Consider the following 18597-nt stretch of genomic DNA (forward strand, 5'->3'; position numbering starts at 1 on the left):
TATTTTTTATATAATGGTAGTATCTATTTCTATGCGGAGTTCTGTCCGATACGGAAGGGTTGACAGTATGGAAACAATGCTGGCGTTTTTAGAAAAAATTGGGAATTACTTAATGCTCGTGCGCCTCACGGATATTCTGGACGTGGCCATCATCGCGTTTCTGGTCTATAAGCTGCTGGACCTGGTAAAGAGTACCCGCGCGGAGAATATCCTCAAGGGCGTGGTGATGTTCCTGCTGGCCCTGTGGCTGGCGGAGATCTTCCACCTCAACGGCATCGCCTATATTCTGGGCAACATGGTGCAGGTGGGCATCCTGGCCCTCATCATCCTGTTCCAGCCGGAGATCCGTCAGATTTTGGAGAAGCTGGGCAGCAAGAACATCCGGCTGCTGAGGGCATTCACGCCGGCGCAGCAGCAGTCCGAGGTGGAGAAGGCCATCGACCAGACGGTTATCGCCTGCAAAGAGATGTCCCAGAGCAAGACCGGCGTGCTCATCGTGTTTGAGCGGCATATCCTGCTGGACGACATGGTGCGCAGCGGCACTACGCTGGACGCCGCCGTGTCCTCGGAGCTGCTGAAAAACATCTTTTTCGTTAAGGCACCCATGCACGACGGTGCGGTCATTATCCGCCACGGGCGCATTTTGGGGGCGGGCTGTATGCTGCCCCTGTCCAAGAACGTGAACCTCAGCCGTGACCTGGGCATGCGTCACCGCGCCGGCATCGGCATGAGCGAGAATTCCGACGCCGTGGTGGTCATCGTCTCCGAGGAGACAGGCTCCATCTCCGTGGCGATAGGCGGTATGCTGAAGCGGCACCTGATGCCGGAGACACTGTCCAAGCTGCTGCGCAACGAGCTGATGCCGCAGCCGGAGGAGCTGGAGGACAAGCCGCGCCGCAGTCTGGCAGATCTGCTGGGCCTGCGGAGGAAGGAGGGCGACAATGGAGCAGAAGAATGAGAAGTCCGGCGTCAGCCGGAACAAGGTGCTTCAGGTCATCGCCTCCATTCTGGTGGCCGTTGCCATCTGGGTCTATGTGGACGTGGAGAAGGCACCGGAGCGAACCAAGACCATTCGGGACATCCCCGTGGAATTTTCCGGCGAGTCCACCACGCTGGCGGACAAGAACCTGATGCTGCTGTCGGGCTACGACACCACAGTGGATCTGACCATCAAGGGCACCAAGCGGGAGCTGGTGAAGATCAACAAGGACAATGTGCGCCTGGTGGCCAGCACGTCCAGCATCGACTCCGTGGGTGTACACACCCTGCGATGGGACGTGGTATACCCCGATGGAGTGCAGTCCTCGGCCCTGTCGGTGGACTGGGCCAGCAAGTACAAGGTAACGGTGACGGTGGGTGAGCTGTATACCAAGGAGGTGCCGGTGAACTGCGTCGTTACCGGTACGGTGGCGGACGGCTACTTCACCGGCGAGACGGTGCTGGACCCCACCACACTGGTGCTGCGGGGACAGCGAGATGACCTGCTGAACGTGGCCTACGCCAAGCTGACGGTGGACATCAGCGACGCCACCCGCTCAGTCATCCAGACGGAGAGCGTACAGCTGTACGACAACGACGACAACCCTGTGGACAACAGCAATATCCGCACCAATGCCAGCCTGATCCAGGCCAAGGTGCCGGTGCTGACCACCAAGGAGGTCTCGCTGGCGGTGGAGCTGTCCGGCGTGCCGGGCTCGGCCGGACAGAGCATCAAGACCACCATTACGCCCAGCAGTGTGCGGCTCATCGGCGAAGCAGATGTGCTGGAGAACATCGATGAGATCGTGCTGGCCACGCTGTATATCGAGGATCTGGACATCTGGCAGCAGAACAGCTATGTGGTGACGGCACCGGACGGCACATGGCTGGCCAACAGCAACGAGGTGGCCACCGTGGAGATCACCATGGAGGGTATCGAGGAAAAGACCGTCACGGTGGACACGTTCAGCTATACCAACGTGCCCAGCGGGCTGTACGCCGAGGTGCAGGACACGCTGGATGTGCGGCTGTGGGGCCTCAGCGAGGAGCTGGCGGAGCTGAAGGCGGATGCCATAACGGCCACCGTTGACCTGAGCAGCGTGACGGAGACGGGCAGCTGCCGTGTGCCGGTGACGGTGACGGTCAGCGGCTACCGCGATGTGGCGGTGAAGGGCAGCTACGAGGTGACGGTGTATGTCACCGACACGCAGCCAGAGCCTGAACCGGAGCCTGACGGCGGCCTGACGTCCCACGGGAACAACGGGTCCGGAAACGAGAATTAAAACGAATTATCCCGAGAGGTGACATGAGATGACTCAGATCGCAACGGTGGAAAAGGTGCTGGCCGGCGGGTACGCGGAGATCTCCGTGCCAAGAAAGTCCGCCTGCGGACATGACTGCGAGGAATGTGCCGGCTGCGGCATGACCGGCGCGGCCATCCACGCCCGCGCCAGAAACGACGTGGGCGCCCAGAAGGGCGACAAGGTGGTGGTGGAGAGCAGCACGAAAAAGCTGCTGGGCGTGGTGGCGTTGGTGTACCTGCTGCCGGTGGTGGGCTTTCTGCTGGGGTACTTCCTGACGGAGGGGCTGATGAGCGAGGGCTGGCGCTACGCGGCGGCGGTCATCGCGGCGGCAGTGTTTTTCCTGCCCAGCGTGTTCTACGACAGGCAGACCAAGAAGGACGGTAGCCTGACCTATACCATCCTGCGGCTGTTCTGACGGATGTTCGGTTATGTGCGGCCATCGGACCGGCGTCTGACGGAGGAGGAACGGGAGACGTTCCGCGCCGCCTACTGCGGACTGTGCCACGCGCTGGGAGCGTCTTACGGCCCGGCGGGGCGGATGATCCTGAACTACGACCTGACGTTCCTGGCCATGGTGCTGTCGGAGGGCGGCGGGACGTGCGAAAAGCGGTGCGCAGTCCATCCGTTCCGGAAACGGCGGTGTGCCTGCGGCGACGCGGCCATGGATACCGCCGCCGACATGAGCGTGATCCTGACCTGGTGGCAGATACAGGACGGCATCGCCGATCATGGCCTTTTTCAGGGGCTGAAGTATCGAGCGGCGGCACTGCTGCTGGGGCGGGCCTATCGGAAGGCGCGGCGGCGGCAGCCGGACTTTGACGCCGGGACGCAGAAGCGCCTGACGGCGCTGGCGGAGCTGGAGGCGGAGCGGTGTCCATCACTGGACCGCCCCGCAGACGCCTTCGCGGTGCTGCTGGCCGGTGCGGCACAGGGCATCGCGGATCCGGTGAAACGGCGGGTGGCGGAGCAGCTGCTGTACCATCTGGGCCGCTGGGTGTATCTGGTGGACGCAGCGGACGATCTGAAGGAGGATCTGAAAACCGGCAGCTATAACCCACTGGTCCTGCGATTCCGGGTGCAGGACGGGGCGCTGTCGGAGGAGGATCGGCAGCAGCTGGCCGGTACGCTGGACGGCTCCGTGCGGGCCATGGCGGCGGCCTTCGAGCTGGCGGACTTTGGCGTGTATGCGCCGGTGCTCCGCGCCGCGGTCTACGAGGGACTGTATATCGTGGGGGCGGCCGTGCTGAACGGTACGTTCCATAGACGGAGACGAGAGAGACAAGCTATACGAAAGGCGGACACCAACGATGCGTGATCCCTATCAGGTGCTGGGTGTTCCCAGCACCGCCACGGACGATGAAGTGAAAAAAGCCTATCGTGATCTGGCGCGGAAATACCATCCCGACAACTATCACGACAACCCGCTGGCCGATCTGGCACAGGAGCGCATGAAAGAGATCAACGAGGCCTATGAGGAGGTCCAGAGCCAGCGCAAGGCCGCGCGGCAGGGCGGCGGCTACACGGGCGGCAGCTACGGCGGCTACGGTGGGAGCTACGGCGGTGCAGGCTACGGAAACGCGGGCTACGGCACCGGCGCTTCGCGGCTCCAGCGTGTCCGCGCCGCCATCACCCAGGGAAACCTGAACCTGGCGGAGGAGCTGCTGAACGCCCAGACCGACCACGATGCAGAGTGGAACTACCTCAAGGGCGCGATCTGCACACGGCGGGGATGGCTGGACGAGGCACGGCGGTACTACCAGACGGCGGTACAGATGGCACCGGACAACGCGGAGTACCAACGGGCGCTGGATATGGCGGAGGGGCGGCAGAACGCCTACCGTCCCAACGGCTACGGCTCCGTCACCACCGGCAGCTGCGACAATAACGACTGCCTGCGCCTGTGCGGCATCAGTCTGTGCTGCAATGCGCTGGGCGTGCCCGTTTGCTTTTGCTGACAACGAGAGGGCGACCTCTTTTCCTATACTAATGAAGGAGATGATCGAGTGGTCAAGAGTATGACCGGCTACGGCCGCGCGCGGCAGATGCGCAGCGGTCGGGACATCACGGTGGAGGTGCGGTCCGTCAACAACCGCTACCTGGACTGTACGGTGAAGATGCCCCGCGCCTACATTTTCGCGGAGGACGCCATCAAGAGCCGCGTGCAGAAGGCAGTGTCCCGCGGTAAGGTGGATGTGTTCATCACCATCGACGCCACAGGGGCCGACGAGACAGTGGTGACCGTCAACGAGGCGCTGGCCCGCGGGTATTACGATGCGCTGATGCGGCTGAAGGACACTTTCGGGCTGGAGGGCCGCGTCACACCGGACATGCTGGCCAAGTTCCCCGACGTGCTGACCGTCACCAAGGCGGAGGAGGATGTGGACGCTATCGCCGCCGATATCTGCGCCGTGCTGGAGGACGCGCTGGCGGCCTACAACGAGATGCGGGCCGTGGAAGGCGCCAAGCTGGCGGAGGACGTGGGCGGCCGCGCCGCTGTCATCGAGGAGACGGTGGACAAGGTGGAGCAGCGGTCACCGGAGACGGTGGCGGCCTACCGCCAGCGGCTGGAGACCAAGATGATGGAGGTACTGCAATCCGCTACCATCGACGAGTCCCGCATCCTCACCGAGGCGGCCATTTTCGCCGACAAGGTGGCAGTGGACGAGGAGACAGTGCGCCTGCACAGCCACATGGCCCAGCTGCGGACCATGCTGGCCGGCGATGTTCCCGTGGGCCGGAAGCTGGACTTCCTGGTGCAGGAGATCAACCGCGAGTGCAACACCATCGGCTCCAAGTGCAACGACCTGACCATTGCGCAGGATGTGGTGAACATGAAGGCCGAGGTGGAGAAGATCCGCGAGCAGATCCAGAACATTGAGTGAGGTGGCCATGCAGCTTGTGAATATCGGCTTCGGCAGCCTTATCTCCGTGGAGCGGCTCATCGCTGTGGTCAGCCCCGACTCCGCACCGGTGAAACGACTGGTGCAGGAGGCGCGGGACCGCGGCATGCTCATTGACGCCACCTTCGGACGGAAAACGGCGTCGGTGTTCATCATGGACAGTGACCATGTGGTGCTCTCGGCGCTGAGCACGGAGAAAATGGCGCCCCGTCTGGGTCTGACGGTGAAAGATCTGACAGAGGAGGAATAAGATTTGAACAGGAAGGGCAAGACATTCATCATCTCAGGTCCCTCCGGCGTTGGAAAGAGCACGGTGCTCCACGCGCTGTTCGAGGGGCGGAACGACCTGTATTTTTCCGTATCCGCCACCACCCGCGCACCCCGTGAGGGGGAGCGGGACGGCGTAGATTACCACTTCATCCATGCGGACCGGTTTCGCAGCATGATCGAGGAAGATGCGTTTTTGGAATATGCCGAGTATGTGGGCAACTTCTACGGCACGCCCAAGAAGTACGTGGATGAGGCCATGGAGCAGGGGAAGGATGTGATCCTGGACATCGAGGTCCAGGGTGCGGCCCAGGTCTGTGCCAAGCGGCCGGAGACGGTGCGCATCTTTATTGCACCTCCCAGCTGGGAGGAATTGGAGCGGCGTCTCACCGCCCGCGGTACGGACACGCCGGAGAAGGTGCAGAAGCGCCTGCTTCGGGCCCAGGTAGAGCTGCAGAACGCCAGCGACTACGATTATTTTGTCATCAACGACACGGTGGAGCAGGCCGTGGAGGAACTGCGCGCTATTCTGTGCGCAGAGCACTGCAAGCCCGCCGAGCGTATGGAATTGATCTTAAACGGAAAGGAAATGTGATCGCTATGATGCTGTATCCCGCTATGAACAAACTGACCGAGTATATCCCCAACCGCTATATGATGGTGAACGTGGTGGCGCGCCGTGCCCGCCAGATCGCCGCCGAGGCCGAGGCCAACGGTGAGCATCTGGAGGAGAAGCCCGTGACCGAGGCGATCAACGAGGTGGCCGAGGGCAAGTTCGTGGCTAACCCCATCATCGAGGAAGACAATATCTGACATGGCCGTGATCGCCAAGGTGGCCGTGCAGGCGGCACCCTACGCCATCGACAAGGTGTACGACTATCTGTTGCCTCAGGACATGGCGGCGCAGGTGGGCTGCCGTGTGCTGGTCCCCTTTGGACGGGGCAACCGGTCCAGCGAGGCGCTGATCCTGTCGCTGGGCGTCGGCGTGCCGGACAAGCCGCTGAAAACGGTGCGGTCGCTGCTGGACGAGGAGCCGGTGGTGTCGGACAAGGAGATACGGCTGGCGCTGTGGATGCGGCAGCGGTATTTCTGTACGTTTTACGATGCGCTGCACACCATCCTGCCCGCAGCAGTGTGGTACCGTTATCGGGAGCTGTGGCGCATGGCGGACGGCGTGCTGCCGGAGGGCCTTCCGGAAAAGGAGGCGGCTGTGTGCCGCCTGCTGGAGGACGGGCCCATGGAGACGGACGCGCTGAAGCAGGCCCTTGGCGATGATGTCGCGCCGCTGCTGCGCCGCATGGAAAAGGCGGGGAAGCTGCGGCGCGAGACAGAATCCCGCCGTAAGGTGCGGGACAAGGTGGATCTGTTCGTGAAGCTGGCGGTGCCGGCAGACCAGGCACTGGAGATGGTGGGCAAGACTGCCCGCCGCCAGCGGGAAGTGGTGGCCTTTCTGGCCCGGAACGGCGAGACGGGGCTGCATGACCTTTGCTATTTCACCGGCGCGGCCCGCAAGACCGTGGAGGTACTGGCCCAGACGGGAACAGTGTGCCTGCGGGAACAGGAGACCTACCGAATTACGGAAAAACAGTATACTGTAAAGGCAATACCCATTACACTGAATGATGAGCAGCAGCAGGTGTACGAGGACGTTCTGCGGCAGGTGCAGTCCGGAAAAGCCGGTGTCACGCTGCTGCAGGGCGTTACCGGCAGCGGCAAAACGCTGATCTATATCCGGCTGGCGCAGGAGCTGCTGCGGCAGGGGCGGTCCGTGATGATCCTGGTGCCGGAGATCGCGCTGACGCCTCAGATGATGGCGCGATTCACCGCCTATTTCGGCGATGAGGTAGCGCTGCTGCACAGCGGACTGCGGATGACGGAGCGCTACGACCAGTTCAAGCGTATCCGCCGCGGCGAGGCCCGCATCGTGCTGGGTACTCGTTCGGCGGTGTTTGCACCGCTGGGCAATATCGGGCTCATCGTCATGGACGAGGAGCAGGAAAGCTCCTACGAATCGGAGACGGCACCCTGCTACCATGCCAGGGACATCGCCAAGTACCGTTGCTTACAGGAGGGGGCAAGGCTCCTTCTGGGCTCTGCCACCCCAACGGTGGAGACGGCCTACTGGGCGGAAAAGGGCGATTATCAGAAGGCGCTGCTGCGGCAGCGCTACAACCGGCAGGCGCTGCCTGCGGTGATCTTAGCGGATCTGCGCCAGGAACTGCTGGAGGGGCGGAACGGCATCATCAGCCGTCCGCTGTACGATGAATTGCAGAAAAATCTGGCGGCGGGGGAGCAGAGCATCCTGTTCCTCAACCGGCGGGGCAGCAGCCGTCAGCTGCTGTGTCCCCAGTGTACCTACGTGCCAAAGTGCCCGCGGTGCAGCGTGTATCTGACGTATCACAGCGCCAACGGACGGCTGATGTGCCACTACTGCGGCTACTCGGTGAAGGCGCCGGAGGTGTGTCCCGAGTGCGGCGGTCGGTTCAAGCACATCGGCGTGGGCACCCAGCGGGTGGAGGAGGAGCTGCACACCCTGTTCCCCGACACGCCGCTGCTGCGGATGGACGCGGACACGGTGTCTGTGGGTCACGAGACCATCCTGCGGGAGTTTGAGGAGAAGCGCGTGCCCATCCTTCTGGGTACCCAGATGGTGGCCAAGGGGCTGGATTTTGAAAATGTGACGCTGGTAGGCGTGCTGGGGGCCGATACGTCCCTGTATGTGGACCACTACCGCGCTGCGGAGCGCACCTTTAACCTGCTGACCCAGGTCATCGGCCGCGCGGGACGCGGCAGCAAGGTAGGACGGGCGGTCATCCAGACCTACACCCCGCAGAACGACGTGATACAGGCGGCGGCGCAGCAGGATTACCAGCGCTTTTACGATGCGGAGATCCAGCTGCGGCGGCTGCGGAGGGACCCGCCTTTTGCCGACCAGTTCACCGTGACGGTGACGGGGCAGGAGGAGGATGAAGTGCGGCGGGCACTGGACCTGCTGACCCACAGCCTGCGTCAGGCGGCGCAGCAGCCGCCGTACCGTGATATGGACCTGCAGATTCTGGGTCCCGCGCCGGCGCCGGTGGTGAAGATCAACGGCAGCTACCGCTACCGCACCATGGTGCTGGGGCGGAACGAACGGCAGCTGCGGCAGCTGCTGGCATCATTTATGCGAGAGTTCGCGCAGCGCGGCGAAAACCGCCGCCTGCATATCTATACCGACTGCAACTTGATGGATTAAATCTGAGAAAACGAGGTAGGAACAATGGCGTTAAGGAAAATTGCTTTACAGGGCGAACCCTGCCTGACCAAGGTGTGCCGTCCGGTGACGGAGTTCAATGACCGCCTGCACGTGCTGCTGGATGATCTGGCTGACACGCTGGAGGACTCCGGCGGCGTGGGCCTGGCCGCCCCGCAGGTAGGCGTGCTGCGCCGCGTGTGCGTGGTGCTGGACGAGGAGGATCAGCTCATCGAGTTGGTGAATCCGGAGATCATCCGTACTGAGGGTGAGCAGACCGGCCTGGAGGGCTGCCTCAGTGTTCCCGGGAAATACGGCGAGGTCACGCGGCCGGAGATCGTCCGCGTCCGCGCTCAGGATCGCGACGGCAACTGGTTTGAGGTGGAGGACGAGGGTCTGACCGCCCGCTGTTTCTGCCACGAGATCGAGCATCTGGACGGCCATCTGTTCGTGGAGCATACGGACCACCTGCTGACTGAGGAGGAGCTGGAGGAGTACATCCGCCGCGCCGAGGCAGAGAACGGAGACGAGAACGAATGAGGATACTGTTCATGGGCACGCCCGACTTCGCCGTGGCGTCCCTGAAGCGGCTGGTGAAGGACGGGCACAACGTGTGCGGTGTGTTCACCCAGCCGGACAAGCCCAAGAACCGAGGGCACAAAATGGCGTTTTCTCCTGTAAAGGAATATGCCTTAACAGTCGGCCTGCCAGTGTACCAACCGGTGAAAATGCGGGACGGCGAAGCTCTGCGCATCGTGCAGGAGCTGGCACCGGAGCTCATCGTAGTGGCGGCCTACGGCAAGATCCTGCCGGAGGACATCCTGAACACGCCGCCCTATGGCTCTATCAACGTGCATTCGTCCATCCTGCCGAAGTATCGGGGCGCGGCACCCATTAACTGGGCCATTCTTAACGGGGAGAGCGTCACGGGCGTTACCATCATGTATATGGCCAAGGAGCTGGATGCGGGGGACATCATCCTCTGCCGTGAGACGGCTATCGACCCTGACGAGGACGCGCAGACCCTGACGACCCGCCTGGCGGAGCTGGGCGCGGACGCGCTGTCCCAAGCAGTGGAGCAGCTGAAAAACGGTACCGCCGTCCGTATGCCTCAGGACCACAATGCCTACACCTACGCCCCCATGCTGGATCGGAGCCTGTCGCCCATGGACTTCACCAGAAGTGCCCGGCAGCTCCACGATCAGGTGCGGGGACTGATCCCCTGGCCCTGCGCGTCCATGGAGCTGGACGGCAAAAATGTGAAGATCTACCGCACCGCCATCGGCAGCGAGACGACGCTGGCTGCGGGGAAGATCGCTGAGGCCGGTAAGCAGGGCCTCGCCATTGCCTGCGGCGACAGGCGGCTGCTGCGCATTCTGGAATTGCAGGCCGAGGGCGGCAAGCGCATGGCGGCAGCGGACTATCTGCGTGGGCATCCTGTACAGGTGGACGTATGAGCGATATGCAGCGAAGCAGCGCCCGTGATACTGCGCTGGAGGTGCTGATGCAGGTCAGCCGCGCCAACGCCTGGTCGGACGGCAGTCTGAAACGCACCATTGCCAAAAACAAGCTGGACAGCCGGGAGGCGGCGCTCTGCACGCGTCTTGCCTACGGTGTCATCCAAAACCGCGGTCTGCTGGACTACTATATCGGCTGCTGGTGCAGCCAGAAGCCTAACCGGCTGGAGCCGGTGATTTTGAATATCCTGCGCATCGGAGGGTATCAGATCCTGTTCATGGATAAGATCCCCCACCGCGCCGCCGTCAACGAGGCGGTGGAGATGACCAAGCGCTGGGGCCGTCCCAAGGCCGCAGGCATGGTCAACGCGGTGCTGCGGAAGTTTGTGACCAACTGGATGGACATGCCCGCGCTGCCCCAGGGCACCACAGCGGACTATCTGTCCGTGCGGTACAGCCATCCCAAGTGGCTGGTGCGCCGCCTGATCGACGTGATCGGGGCGGAGGAGACGGAGGACTACCTGCGGATGAACAACGAGATCGTCCCCACCACCATCCAGACCAATACGCTGAAATGTACGGCGGAGGAGCTGGAGAAGGAGCTGCGCACCGCCGGCGTGACGGTGAACGCCCACCCATGGCTGGAGGGCTGCTTCGAAGTGTCGGCCACCGGCGATCTGGAGCGCCTGCCCGCCTTTACGGAGGGGCACTTCACGGTGCAGGACGCCGCGGCCCGATTGGTGGCCACAGCGGCAGCGCCGCAGCCGGAGACTCGTGCGCTGGACATGTGCGCCGCGCCCGGAGGCAAGTCCTTTGCACTGGCCATCGACATGGGGGACAAGGGCGATATCCTTTCCTGTGACATCCATCCCCACAAGCTGGCGCTCATCGAAAAGGGCGCGGCGCGATTGGGCATCCGATCCGTCCGGACGGCGCTGGCCGATGGGCGGGAGCATCACGCGGCGTGGGAAAACGCCGCAGACCTGGTGGTGGCTGATGTGCCCTGCTCGGGACTGGGCATCATCCGCAAAAAGCCGGATATCCGCTACAAGGACCCCAAGGAGCTGGCGGAGCTGCCGGCCATTCAGGCCGCCATATTGGACAACGCGGCCACCTACGTGCGGCCGGGCGGCGTGCTGCTCTACTCCACCTGCACGGTGCTGCCGGAGGAAAATGAGGGCGTCACCACGGCGTTTCTGGACACGCACCCTGAATTTGCACTGGAACCGTTTACCCTGCCGCGGCCCATCGGCGGCTGCTGCGGACAGCTGACGCTGTGGCCGCAGCGGTACGGCACGGACGGCTTCTATATCTGCCGGATGCGCAGAAAATAAGCGAGGAGCTTTTATGACCGATATCAAATCCATGACCCAGCAGGAGCTCTCCCAATTTCTGAAAGAGCTGGGAGAGCCGGCGTTCCGCGCCAAGCAGGTCTTTACGTGGCTGCATCGGGGCGCCGCCTCCTTCGACGAGATGACCAACCTCTCCAAGTCCCTGCGGGAAAAGCTGAAGGGGCGCTGTTTTATCACCGCGCCTGTGGTGGCCCGCAAACAGGAGTCTCGGCTGGACGGCACCATCAAGTACCTGTGGGAGCTGTCGGACGGCAACTGCATTGAGACGGTGCTGATGCAGTACCACCATGGCAACACGGTGTGCATCTCGTCCCAAGTGGGCTGCCGCATGGGCTGCGCCTTCTGTGCCAGCACCATCGCCGGAAAGGTGCGGGATCTGCGGCCGTCGGAAATGCTGGATCAGGTGATGTTCACCCAGCTGGATTCCGGCCGGACGGTGTCCAACATTGTGCTGATGGGCATCGGCGAGCCACTGGACAACATGGCCAATGTGCTGCGGTTTCTGGAGCTGGTGAATCATCCCGATGGCATGAACATCGGTATGCGGCATATCAGCCTGTCCACCTGCGGCGTGGTGCCCGGTATCGATGCCCTGGCGGAGCAGCAGCTGCAGCTGACGCTGTCTGTCTCGCTGCACGCGCCGGACAGCGAGACGCGCAGCCGCATCATGCCGGTGAACCGCGCCTATGACGTGGAACTGCTGTTTGATGCCTGCCACCGCTATTTTGAGAAAACGGGGCGGCGCATCAGCTTTGAGTACGCCATGATCGACGGCGTCAACGACAACGACTGGCAGGCGGACCTCATCGCCAAAAAGCTGCGGGGCATGCCTGGCCATGTGAATCTCATCCCGCTGAACGACGTGGTGGAGAGCCCGTACAAGCCCAGCCGCCGCGTGGCCGCCTTCCAGAAGCGGCTGGAGTCCCACGGCATCACCGCCACGGTACGGCGCAGTCTGGGTGGAGACATCGATGCCTCCTGCGGCCAGCTGCGGCGAAAGGCCATGGAGGAAAAGGAAAGGGGGCGCCTGACATGAAAATGTGGGGCATCACGAATACCGGTCTGGTCCGCAGTGAGAATCAGGACGCCTACGCCGCCTTTACGGTGGGCGGTTACAGTGCCGCCGTGGTCTGCGACGGCATGGGCGGCACCAACGGCGGCCGCGTTGCAAGCGGCATCGCGGTGGAGCAGTTTGAAAAGGAACTGCGGGCTGTGCTGCAGGAGAACGCCGGAGAGGAGCAACTGCGGCAGGCCACGCTGTACGCCATCTCCCTGGCCAACGACGCCATACGCCGCGCGGCGGCGCAGAACGCCGACTATCAGCACATGGGCACCACACTGGTGTGCGCCTTGGCCAAAGAGGATCTGGTGATGGTGGGTAACATCGGCGACAGCCGGGCCTACCACATCAACGGAGAGGGCATCCGCCAGATCTCCCGTGACCACTCTGTGGTGGAGAGCATGGTGGAGAAGGGCGACATCACTCCCCAGGAGGCCCGCCGCCACCCCAACCGCAATCTCATCACCCGTGCGCTGGGTCCCGATACCCAGGCACAGGCCGATACGTTCGCCGTGGCGTGGCATCCAGGGGATTTCATCCTGCTGTGCACCGATGGGCTGGTGAACACCGTCTCGGATCAGGAGATGCTGTTTGAGGTGCTCCACGATGGCGACATCGAGAGCTGTCTGGACCATCTGATGCAAATATCACTGCGCCGCGGCGCACCGGACAACGTCACGGTGGTGCTGCTGATGAACACGTAAAGGAGATGACAACATGGATCAATACATAGGACGTATGCTGGATGATCGCTATGAAATTCTGGAGCTGATCGGGTCCGGCGGCATGGCAAATGTGTATAAGGCCAGATGTCATCGGCTGAACCGACTGGTGGCGGTGAAGATACTCAAGAGCGATCTGGCGGAAAACGCCGACTTCCGCCGGCGTTTTCGGGACGAGTCACGGGCCGTGGCTCAGCTGTCCCACGCCAACATCGTGTCGGTGTATGATGTGTCCACCAGCGGTGAGACGGAGTACATCGTCATGGAGCTCATCGACGGCATTACCCTGAAGCAGTATATGGAGCGGCGGGGCCGCATGGACTGGCGGGAGTCGCTGCACTTCATCAGCCAGATCATGCGGGGCCTGAGCCACGCCCACAGCCGCGGCATCATCCACCGCGACATCAAGCCCCAGAACATCATGGTTCTGCGGGACGGCAGCGTGAAGGTGGCCGATTTCGGCATCGCATGCCTGGCAAACGCCAGCCAGACCCTGACCCAGGAGGCGCTGGGCTCCGTCCATTACATCTCGCCGGAGCAGGCGCGGGGCGACCGCATCGATGCACGTTCCGACATCTACTCCGCCGGCGTGGTGCTGTATGAGATGCTGACGGGACGGCTGCCCTTTGAGGGCGACTCCGCTGTGTCCGTGGCCATCCAGCACCTGAGCTCCGTGCCGCTGGCGCCGCGGGACATCGACCATAGCATCCCTGAGCCGCTGGAGCTGATCTGCATGAAGGCCATGAACAGCGATCCCGACAAGCGCTATCCCACGGCGGATGCCATGCTGGAGGATCTGGAGAAGTTCCGCAAGGACCCCGCCGTGGATATGGACTACATCCGCAAGGAACTGGCATCGGTGCAGCCGGACAACGAGCCCACCATGTCCATTCCCACCGCGCAGGTGGCCACCGCCGTGAAAAAGCGGGCCGACCAGATGCGGCGCGACCAGCCGGAGGACAACATCCGGCCCCGCGACAAGAAGTCCATCGCCATCATGGGCGGTATCTTCGCAGCGGCTCTGGTGCTGGTGTTCCTGCTGTTCAAGCTGATTTTGGGCGATTTTGGCCCCGCCGGCAACAACAAGAGCTACGATGTTCCCAATGTGCTGGGCAAGACCGTGGAGGAGGCCCAGCTGATGGACGGCGTCAAGGATATTTTTGAAATCGTGGTGAAGGGCACCCAGCGCTCCGACACCTATGAGCCGGGGCAGATCATCCAGCAATCGCCGGATGCCGGACGCAGCCGCAAGAGCAACTTCGTCATCGAGGTCTACGTGGCGGCGGAGGAGGAGAAGGTGCCCATGCCGAATGTCACCGGCCAGGAGTACCGGCAGGCACGCATCCAATTGCAGGAGCTGAATCTGAACCTGAAATTCGACTTCCAGAGCCAGAATTCCGACACGGTCCATAAGGATATGGTCATCTCCACGGAGCCCGCCGCCGGGGAGGACCTGACCGAGGGTCAGCAGGTGACAGTGTACGTCAGCACCGGCCCCAAGACGGTGACGGTGCCCTCGTTCATCGGGCAGGACATTGCCATCGCCATCAAGAATGCTCAGGACATGGGCCTCACCGTGGGCCAGCCGGAGTTCGACCCGTACAGTCTGGTGGAGACGGGCCGTGTCACTGAGCAGAACATCGACCCAAACGAGGTGGTAGATGGCGGCACCCAGATCGTCTTTACCATCAGCGGCAGCGGCGAGGAGGACATCGTGACCCGCACCAAGGTGACGGAGTTCGCCCTGCCGGAGGACATGGGCGGCATGATCAAGGTGGAGTTTGAGCAGGACGGCGCCGTCGTGGACAGCCAGTACATCAGCGCCAACCTCCAGACTGTGACCTACACTTTCACCGGTCAGGTGGGGCAGACATCACTGGTGCGGGCTTACTTCACCTGCATCAACGACAACTCTGCGGTATCTTCACCCACGCAGGAGATCGTCTTTTGAGTCGGGGGCGCATTGAAAAGGCCCTCAGTGGCTTCTATTACGTAAACACCGGAGGCGAGGTGCTCCGGTGCCGCGCCCGCGGCAAGTTCCGGCGCGAAGGACTCAGCCCGCTGGTAGGCGACTGGGTGGAGGTACGGGAGCTGGGCGGCGGCGAGGGCTTCGTGGAGGCGGTGGAGCCGCGAAAGAACGTGTTCCTCCGCCCGGCTGCCGCCAATATCGACCAGTTGGTCATCATCGCCTCCGCTGCCATTCCGGTGACGGAACCGTACCTCATCGACCGCATCGCTGCCATCGCCGCCCTGAAAAGCTGTCAGGTGCTGCTGTGCCTGAACAAGTGCGACCTGGATCCTGCGGACGAGCTGTACGACATCTACCGCCATTCGGCCATTCAAGTGCTGCGGGTCAGCGCTGCCACAGGAGAGGGTATTCCGGAGCTGTGCGCGGCAATCGCTGGCAAGCTAAATGCCTTTACAGGGAATTCCGGCGTGGGCAAGTCCAGTATCCTCAATGCCCTGTCGCCGCAGCTGACGCTGCCGGTGGGGGAGGTCAGCAAGGCGCTGGGTCGCGGACGCCATACCACTCGCCATGTGGAGATGTTCTCCCTGGGAGGCGATACATGGGTCATCGACACGCCGGGCTTTTCCTCCTTTGACACCCAGGAGATGGATCTGGAACTGAAGGAGCATCTGCCGGAGACGTTCCCCGAGTTCGCGCCCTACGCAGACCAGTGCCGCTTTGTGGGATGCAGCCACATCAAGGAGAAGGGTTGCCGCGTGCTGCAGGCGGTGAAGGACGGGGACATCCACCCCAGCCGCCACCGCAGCTACGTCCGGCTCTATCAGGAGCTGAAGGACCTGAAGTCCTGGGAGAAAAAATGAAAAAAGCGGAGTGCGATGCACTCCGCTTTTTTTTCGGCCATATACTGGACCAGAGGGGGGTCTTGTATGAGAGGCTGGAACTGCGGCGGCTGGATCATCGGCATTTGCGCGCTGGCATTGGGACTGGGCATCCTGATCGCGGCCGTCTTTCCTGTGGGGTGTCTGATGTTTCTGGTGGCGTTTCTGCTCATCGCCTGCGGGATCGCCTGTTTGCGGAATAGGAGGTAGCGTATGAAGATCGTGGTATGGAAGTCTCCGCGGTTCCTGCGGGGCCTGCTGTGCAGCATTTTCGGGATCAGGGAATAACAGTGCCCGCCCGCTCATATGGTAGAGGTACAACGGAGAAATGAGAGGGCGAGACCATGGAGTTAGGCTTACATTTTACGGAACTGACCTGCTGCGAGCAGACCGGCCGTCTGGTGATGTCCCACGAGGAGACCATGGAGACGGCCATTGCGGAATACTGCCCCGACATGACGCGGATCGTCAGCGTCTGCGGGCAGCTGCAGATACGGGAGCGGACCGCATTGGAGGGCCGCGTCACCGCCACCGGCACCGTGCGGGTCACGGTGTTGTATACCTCGGAGGAGAGCGCCGGCTTGCGCAGCCTGACGCTGCCGGTGCCATTCTCCTGTACGGCGGAGGACGAGACGCTGGCGTCGTCGCAGCTGCTCTGGGCCACAGGACGGTTGTTGTTGGCAGAGGCGCAGGCCGTGACGGCGCGGAAGCTGTATGTCCGCGTGCTGCCGGAGGTGACGCTGACCGGCTACACCCGCGCCCAGTGCCGGTTTTGCAGCGGCACGGAGGAGGACCCTGCTCTCCGCGTCCGGCGCAGGGATCACGACATCAGCCTGCTGGATACGGCGGCGGAACGCAGCTTCTCCGTGGCGCAGGAGACGCCGGAGGTGTCCCCCGCGCCGGAGGACCTGCTGCTGTACCGGCTCTGCCCGCGGCTCACCAGCTGCCGTCTGGTGGGCAGCAAGCTGGTGCTGAAGGGAGAGCTGGCCCTGTCGGCGCTGTACCGCGGGCAGGATCAGCAGCTGCACACCTATGAAACGGAGCTGCCGATATCCCAGATCCTGGACGGCGCGGATCTGCCGGAGGAGGGGGAGCTTTCCGGCATCCTGTGCCTCACCGGAGGGGAGGTGCGGGTCCTGCGCTCTGACAGCGGCGGCGGGTTCTCCATCTCGGCAGAACTGCGGCTGCTGCTGCGGGCCTACCGAACGGTGCGGTGCAGCTGCGTGGAGGACCTGTACAGCATTCGCCGGCCGGTGCAGCTGCATCAGGAGACGGTGGCCGTACCGGTGGGGAGGCCCTGCCGCTCCCTGCGGGAGGAGAGCATTCAGCATCTGGACTTCGGCGGCAGCCGCCCGTTCTTCTTTATCACCGACACGGACTGCACACCTGCTGCCGTGACGGAGGAGGGAGGTCAGACGGCTCTGCGCACCACGATACATACCCGACTGCTGTATCTGGATGAGGCGGATGCCCCCGCCGTCACGGAGCGGACGGAGGAGATCGTGGTGCCGGTGCAGGGACCGGTGCAGTCTGTATCCTGCACACTGGCGGGGCCACCGGACGTCCGGTTCACAGGCAGCGGCTGCGATGTGCGGCAGGTGGCGGAATTCCTCATCGGCGACATGCAGGCGGACCAGATGCGCACCGTCGCCGCCGTGGAGCTGCTGGACGGGGAGGAGCAGGAGAAGATACCCTCCCTGGTGCTGCGGCGACTGCTGCCGGAGGAGACGCTGTGGGATGTGGCCAAACAGTACCGAACCGATGAGGAACTGCTGCGGACGGTGAACCATCTGGAGGAGGGGGAGACACCGGACAAAATGCTGCTGATCCCCCGCGTCCGGTGAATTGTGCATTGACTTTCCCTATGTCCGTGGGGTAGAATAACGGGTGCGAGCAGACTGGACAGTCGCGGGAACAAGGCGAAAGCCTGTTCATGAGGAAAGTCCGGGCTCCACAGGGCAAGAATAACGGGTAACGCCCGCCGAAGGCGACTTCAGGAAAAGTGCAACAGAGATATACCGCCGCGTCACATCCCCAAATGGGGACCTCCGCGAAAACGTCAGTTTTTGTGGGGAGATAAGGTACAGCGAAGTGATTTTGGCCTGCCGTTTGCGGCCGGACGAAAGCTATGGAGCTGGCACCGACGAGGTAAGGGTGGAAAGGCGAGGTAAGAGCTCACCCGACGGCGCGTGAAAGTGACCGTCGCTGTAAACTCTATTCGGAGCAACACCGGTATGGGAGCATATAGGCTGGCCCGGCCGCTCCCGGGGTGGCTTGAGCGTGCCGGCAACGGTACGCCCAGATAGATGACTGTCGAAACAGAACCCGGCTTATAGGTCTGCTCGCAGGACCATTCCAAGGCCGCAGCGGCTCACGCTGCGGCCTTCTTTGTGCGCTTCGCACAATTTCGATGGAAATATGCGGCGTATTTTAGAATACAAAACTATTTACATTAGTTCGATAAAGTGGTAGAGTGAT

General features: G+C 62.6%; 19 protein-coding genes and 1 other RNA gene. All 20 read left to right on the forward strand.

Going from position 1 to position 18597, the window contains the following annotated elements:
• Nucleotides 1-67: 67 nt before the first annotated feature.
• The 20 genes from cdaA to rnpB all read left to right on the forward strand — a co-directional run bounded on the left by cdaA (nucleotide 68) and on the right by rnpB (nucleotide 18468).
• Nucleotides 68-958: a diadenylate cyclase CdaA gene (cdaA, locus tag ACZM22_RS05045; RefSeq protein ID WP_483268196.1), complete on the forward strand. Its 891-nt coding sequence runs from the start codon at nucleotides 68-70 to the stop codon at nucleotides 956-958.
• Complete coding sequence (locus tag ACZM22_RS05050; RefSeq protein ID WP_483268195.1) at nucleotides 942-2261, forward strand: CdaR family protein; 1320 nt, start codon at nucleotides 942-944, stop codon at nucleotides 2259-2261. The genes cdaA and ACZM22_RS05050 overlap by 17 nt, the downstream gene beginning before the upstream one ends.
• Nucleotides 2262-2289: 28 nt before the next feature.
• The gene (locus ACZM22_RS05055) at nucleotides 2290-2697 is read left to right on the forward strand and encodes a SoxR reducing system RseC family protein (RefSeq protein ID WP_483268194.1); all 408 of its coding nucleotides are present in this window, start codon (nucleotides 2290-2292) and stop codon (nucleotides 2695-2697) included.
• 3 nt (nucleotides 2698-2700) lie between these two features.
• Nucleotides 2701-3597, forward strand: coding sequence for a DUF5685 family protein (locus tag ACZM22_RS05060; RefSeq protein WP_483268193.1), 897 nt, complete (start codon nucleotides 2701-2703; stop codon nucleotides 3595-3597).
• On the forward strand, nucleotides 3590-4237 hold the full coding sequence (locus tag ACZM22_RS05065) for a DnaJ domain-containing protein (RefSeq protein ID WP_489543312.1): 648 nt from the start codon (nucleotides 3590-3592) through the stop codon (nucleotides 4235-4237). Before ACZM22_RS05060 ends, ACZM22_RS05065 begins: the two co-directional genes overlap by 8 nt.
• A 48-nt stretch (nucleotides 4238-4285) precedes the next feature.
• The gene (locus ACZM22_RS05070) at nucleotides 4286-5164 is read left to right on the forward strand and encodes a YicC/YloC family endoribonuclease (RefSeq protein WP_483268191.1); all 879 of its coding nucleotides are present in this window, start codon (nucleotides 4286-4288) and stop codon (nucleotides 5162-5164) included.
• 7 nt (nucleotides 5165-5171) lie between these two features.
• Entirely contained in the window at nucleotides 5172-5432 is a 261-nt protein-coding gene (locus ACZM22_RS05075; protein WP_484423864.1) for a DUF370 domain-containing protein, read from the forward strand.
• A 3-nt stretch (nucleotides 5433-5435) separates the two neighbouring features.
• Nucleotides 5436-6044: a guanylate kinase gene (gmk, locus tag ACZM22_RS05080; protein WP_489543313.1), complete on the forward strand. Its 609-nt coding sequence runs from the start codon at nucleotides 5436-5438 to the stop codon at nucleotides 6042-6044.
• 5 nt (nucleotides 6045-6049) lie between these two features.
• Nucleotides 6050-6262 (forward strand): DNA-directed RNA polymerase subunit omega, encoded by a 213-nt coding sequence (rpoZ, locus tag ACZM22_RS05085; RefSeq protein WP_489543314.1) that lies wholly within the window; start codon nucleotides 6050-6052, stop codon nucleotides 6260-6262.
• Between the two features lies 1 nt (nucleotide 6263).
• Complete coding sequence (priA, locus tag ACZM22_RS05090; protein ID WP_489543315.1) at nucleotides 6264-8684, forward strand: replication restart helicase PriA; 2421 nt, start codon at nucleotides 6264-6266, stop codon at nucleotides 8682-8684.
• Between the two features lie 24 nt (nucleotides 8685-8708).
• The gene (gene def / locus ACZM22_RS05095; protein ID WP_483268186.1) at nucleotides 8709-9221 is read left to right on the forward strand and encodes a peptide deformylase; all 513 of its coding nucleotides are present in this window, start codon (nucleotides 8709-8711) and stop codon (nucleotides 9219-9221) included.
• The gene (gene fmt / locus ACZM22_RS05100; protein WP_489543316.1) at nucleotides 9218-10138 is read left to right on the forward strand and encodes a methionyl-tRNA formyltransferase; all 921 of its coding nucleotides are present in this window, start codon (nucleotides 9218-9220) and stop codon (nucleotides 10136-10138) included. Before def ends, fmt begins: the two co-directional genes overlap by 4 nt.
• Entirely contained in the window at nucleotides 10135-11472 is a 1338-nt protein-coding gene (gene rsmB, locus ACZM22_RS05105) for a 16S rRNA (cytosine(967)-C(5))-methyltransferase RsmB (RefSeq protein ID WP_489543317.1), read from the forward strand. Before fmt ends, rsmB begins: the two co-directional genes overlap by 4 nt.
• A gap of 13 nt (nucleotides 11473-11485) precedes the next feature.
• Entirely contained in the window at nucleotides 11486-12526 is a 1041-nt protein-coding gene (gene rlmN, locus ACZM22_RS05110; RefSeq protein WP_483268183.1) for a dual-specificity RNA methyltransferase RlmN, read from the forward strand.
• Nucleotides 12523-13254, forward strand: a complete 732-nt coding sequence (locus ACZM22_RS05115) for a Stp1/IreP family PP2C-type Ser/Thr phosphatase (RefSeq protein ID WP_489543318.1) — start codon at nucleotides 12523-12525, stop codon at nucleotides 13252-13254. The genes rlmN and ACZM22_RS05115 overlap by 4 nt, the downstream gene beginning before the upstream one ends.
• 13 nt (nucleotides 13255-13267) lie before the next feature.
• Nucleotides 13268-15223 (forward strand): Stk1 family PASTA domain-containing Ser/Thr kinase, encoded by a 1956-nt coding sequence (gene pknB / locus ACZM22_RS05120; RefSeq protein ID WP_489543319.1) that lies wholly within the window; start codon nucleotides 13268-13270, stop codon nucleotides 15221-15223.
• Nucleotides 15220-16101, forward strand: coding sequence for a ribosome small subunit-dependent GTPase A (gene rsgA / locus ACZM22_RS05125; protein WP_489543320.1), 882 nt, complete (start codon nucleotides 15220-15222; stop codon nucleotides 16099-16101). Before pknB ends, rsgA begins: the two co-directional genes overlap by 4 nt.
• 66 nt (nucleotides 16102-16167) lie before the next feature.
• Complete coding sequence (locus ACZM22_RS05130; protein ID WP_444053247.1) at nucleotides 16168-16329, forward strand: hypothetical protein; 162 nt, start codon at nucleotides 16168-16170, stop codon at nucleotides 16327-16329.
• Between the two features lie 134 nt (nucleotides 16330-16463).
• Complete coding sequence (locus ACZM22_RS05135) at nucleotides 16464-17963, forward strand: DUF3794 domain-containing protein (protein ID WP_489543321.1); 1500 nt, start codon at nucleotides 16464-16466, stop codon at nucleotides 17961-17963.
• A 46-nt stretch (nucleotides 17964-18009) separates the two neighbouring features.
• Nucleotides 18010-18468, forward strand: an RNA gene (rnpB, locus tag ACZM22_RS05140) — RNase P RNA component class A.
• The last annotated feature ends 129 nt before the right edge of the window (nucleotides 18469-18597 follow it).

The organism is Vescimonas sp. (assembly GCF_057856985.1).

Bases quoted from the DNA above. Each gene is read 5' to 3' on its own strand.
- ACZM22_RS05075 (WP_484423864.1), top strand. From the start codon at position 5,172: ATGCAGCTTGTGAATATCGGCTTCGGCAGCCTTATCTCCGTGGAGCGG.
- ACZM22_RS05065 (WP_489543312.1), top strand. From the start codon at position 3,590: ATGCGTGATCCCTATCAGGTGCTGGGTGTTCCCAGCACCGCCACGGAC.
- priA (WP_489543315.1), top strand. From the start codon at position 6,264: ATGGCCGTGATCGCCAAGGTGGCCGTGCAGGCGGCACCCTACGCCATC.
- pknB (WP_489543319.1), top strand. From the start codon at position 13,268: ATGGATCAATACATAGGACGTATGCTGGATGATCGCTATGAAATTCTG.
- ACZM22_RS05050 (WP_483268195.1), top strand. From the start codon at position 942: ATGGAGCAGAAGAATGAGAAGTCCGGCGTCAGCCGGAACAAGGTGCTT.
- ACZM22_RS05055 (WP_483268194.1), top strand. From the start codon at position 2,290: ATGACTCAGATCGCAACGGTGGAAAAGGTGCTGGCCGGCGGGTACGCG.
- def (WP_483268186.1), top strand. From the start codon at position 8,709: ATGGCGTTAAGGAAAATTGCTTTACAGGGCGAACCCTGCCTGACCAAG.
- ACZM22_RS05130 (WP_444053247.1), top strand. From the start codon at position 16,168: ATGAGAGGCTGGAACTGCGGCGGCTGGATCATCGGCATTTGCGCGCTG.
- cdaA (WP_483268196.1), top strand. From the start codon at position 68: ATGGAAACAATGCTGGCGTTTTTAGAAAAAATTGGGAATTACTTAATG.
- ACZM22_RS05115 (WP_489543318.1), top strand. From the start codon at position 12,523: ATGAAAATGTGGGGCATCACGAATACCGGTCTGGTCCGCAGTGAGAAT.
- rlmN (WP_483268183.1), top strand. From the start codon at position 11,486: ATGACCGATATCAAATCCATGACCCAGCAGGAGCTCTCCCAATTTCTG.
- fmt (WP_489543316.1), top strand. From the start codon at position 9,218: ATGAGGATACTGTTCATGGGCACGCCCGACTTCGCCGTGGCGTCCCTG.
- ACZM22_RS05135 (WP_489543321.1), top strand. From the start codon at position 16,464: ATGGAGTTAGGCTTACATTTTACGGAACTGACCTGCTGCGAGCAGACC.
- rsmB (WP_489543317.1), top strand. From the start codon at position 10,135: ATGAGCGATATGCAGCGAAGCAGCGCCCGTGATACTGCGCTGGAGGTG.
- ACZM22_RS05060 (WP_483268193.1), top strand. From the start codon at position 2,701: ATGTTCGGTTATGTGCGGCCATCGGACCGGCGTCTGACGGAGGAGGAA.
- rpoZ (WP_489543314.1), top strand. From the start codon at position 6,050: ATGATGCTGTATCCCGCTATGAACAAACTGACCGAGTATATCCCCAAC.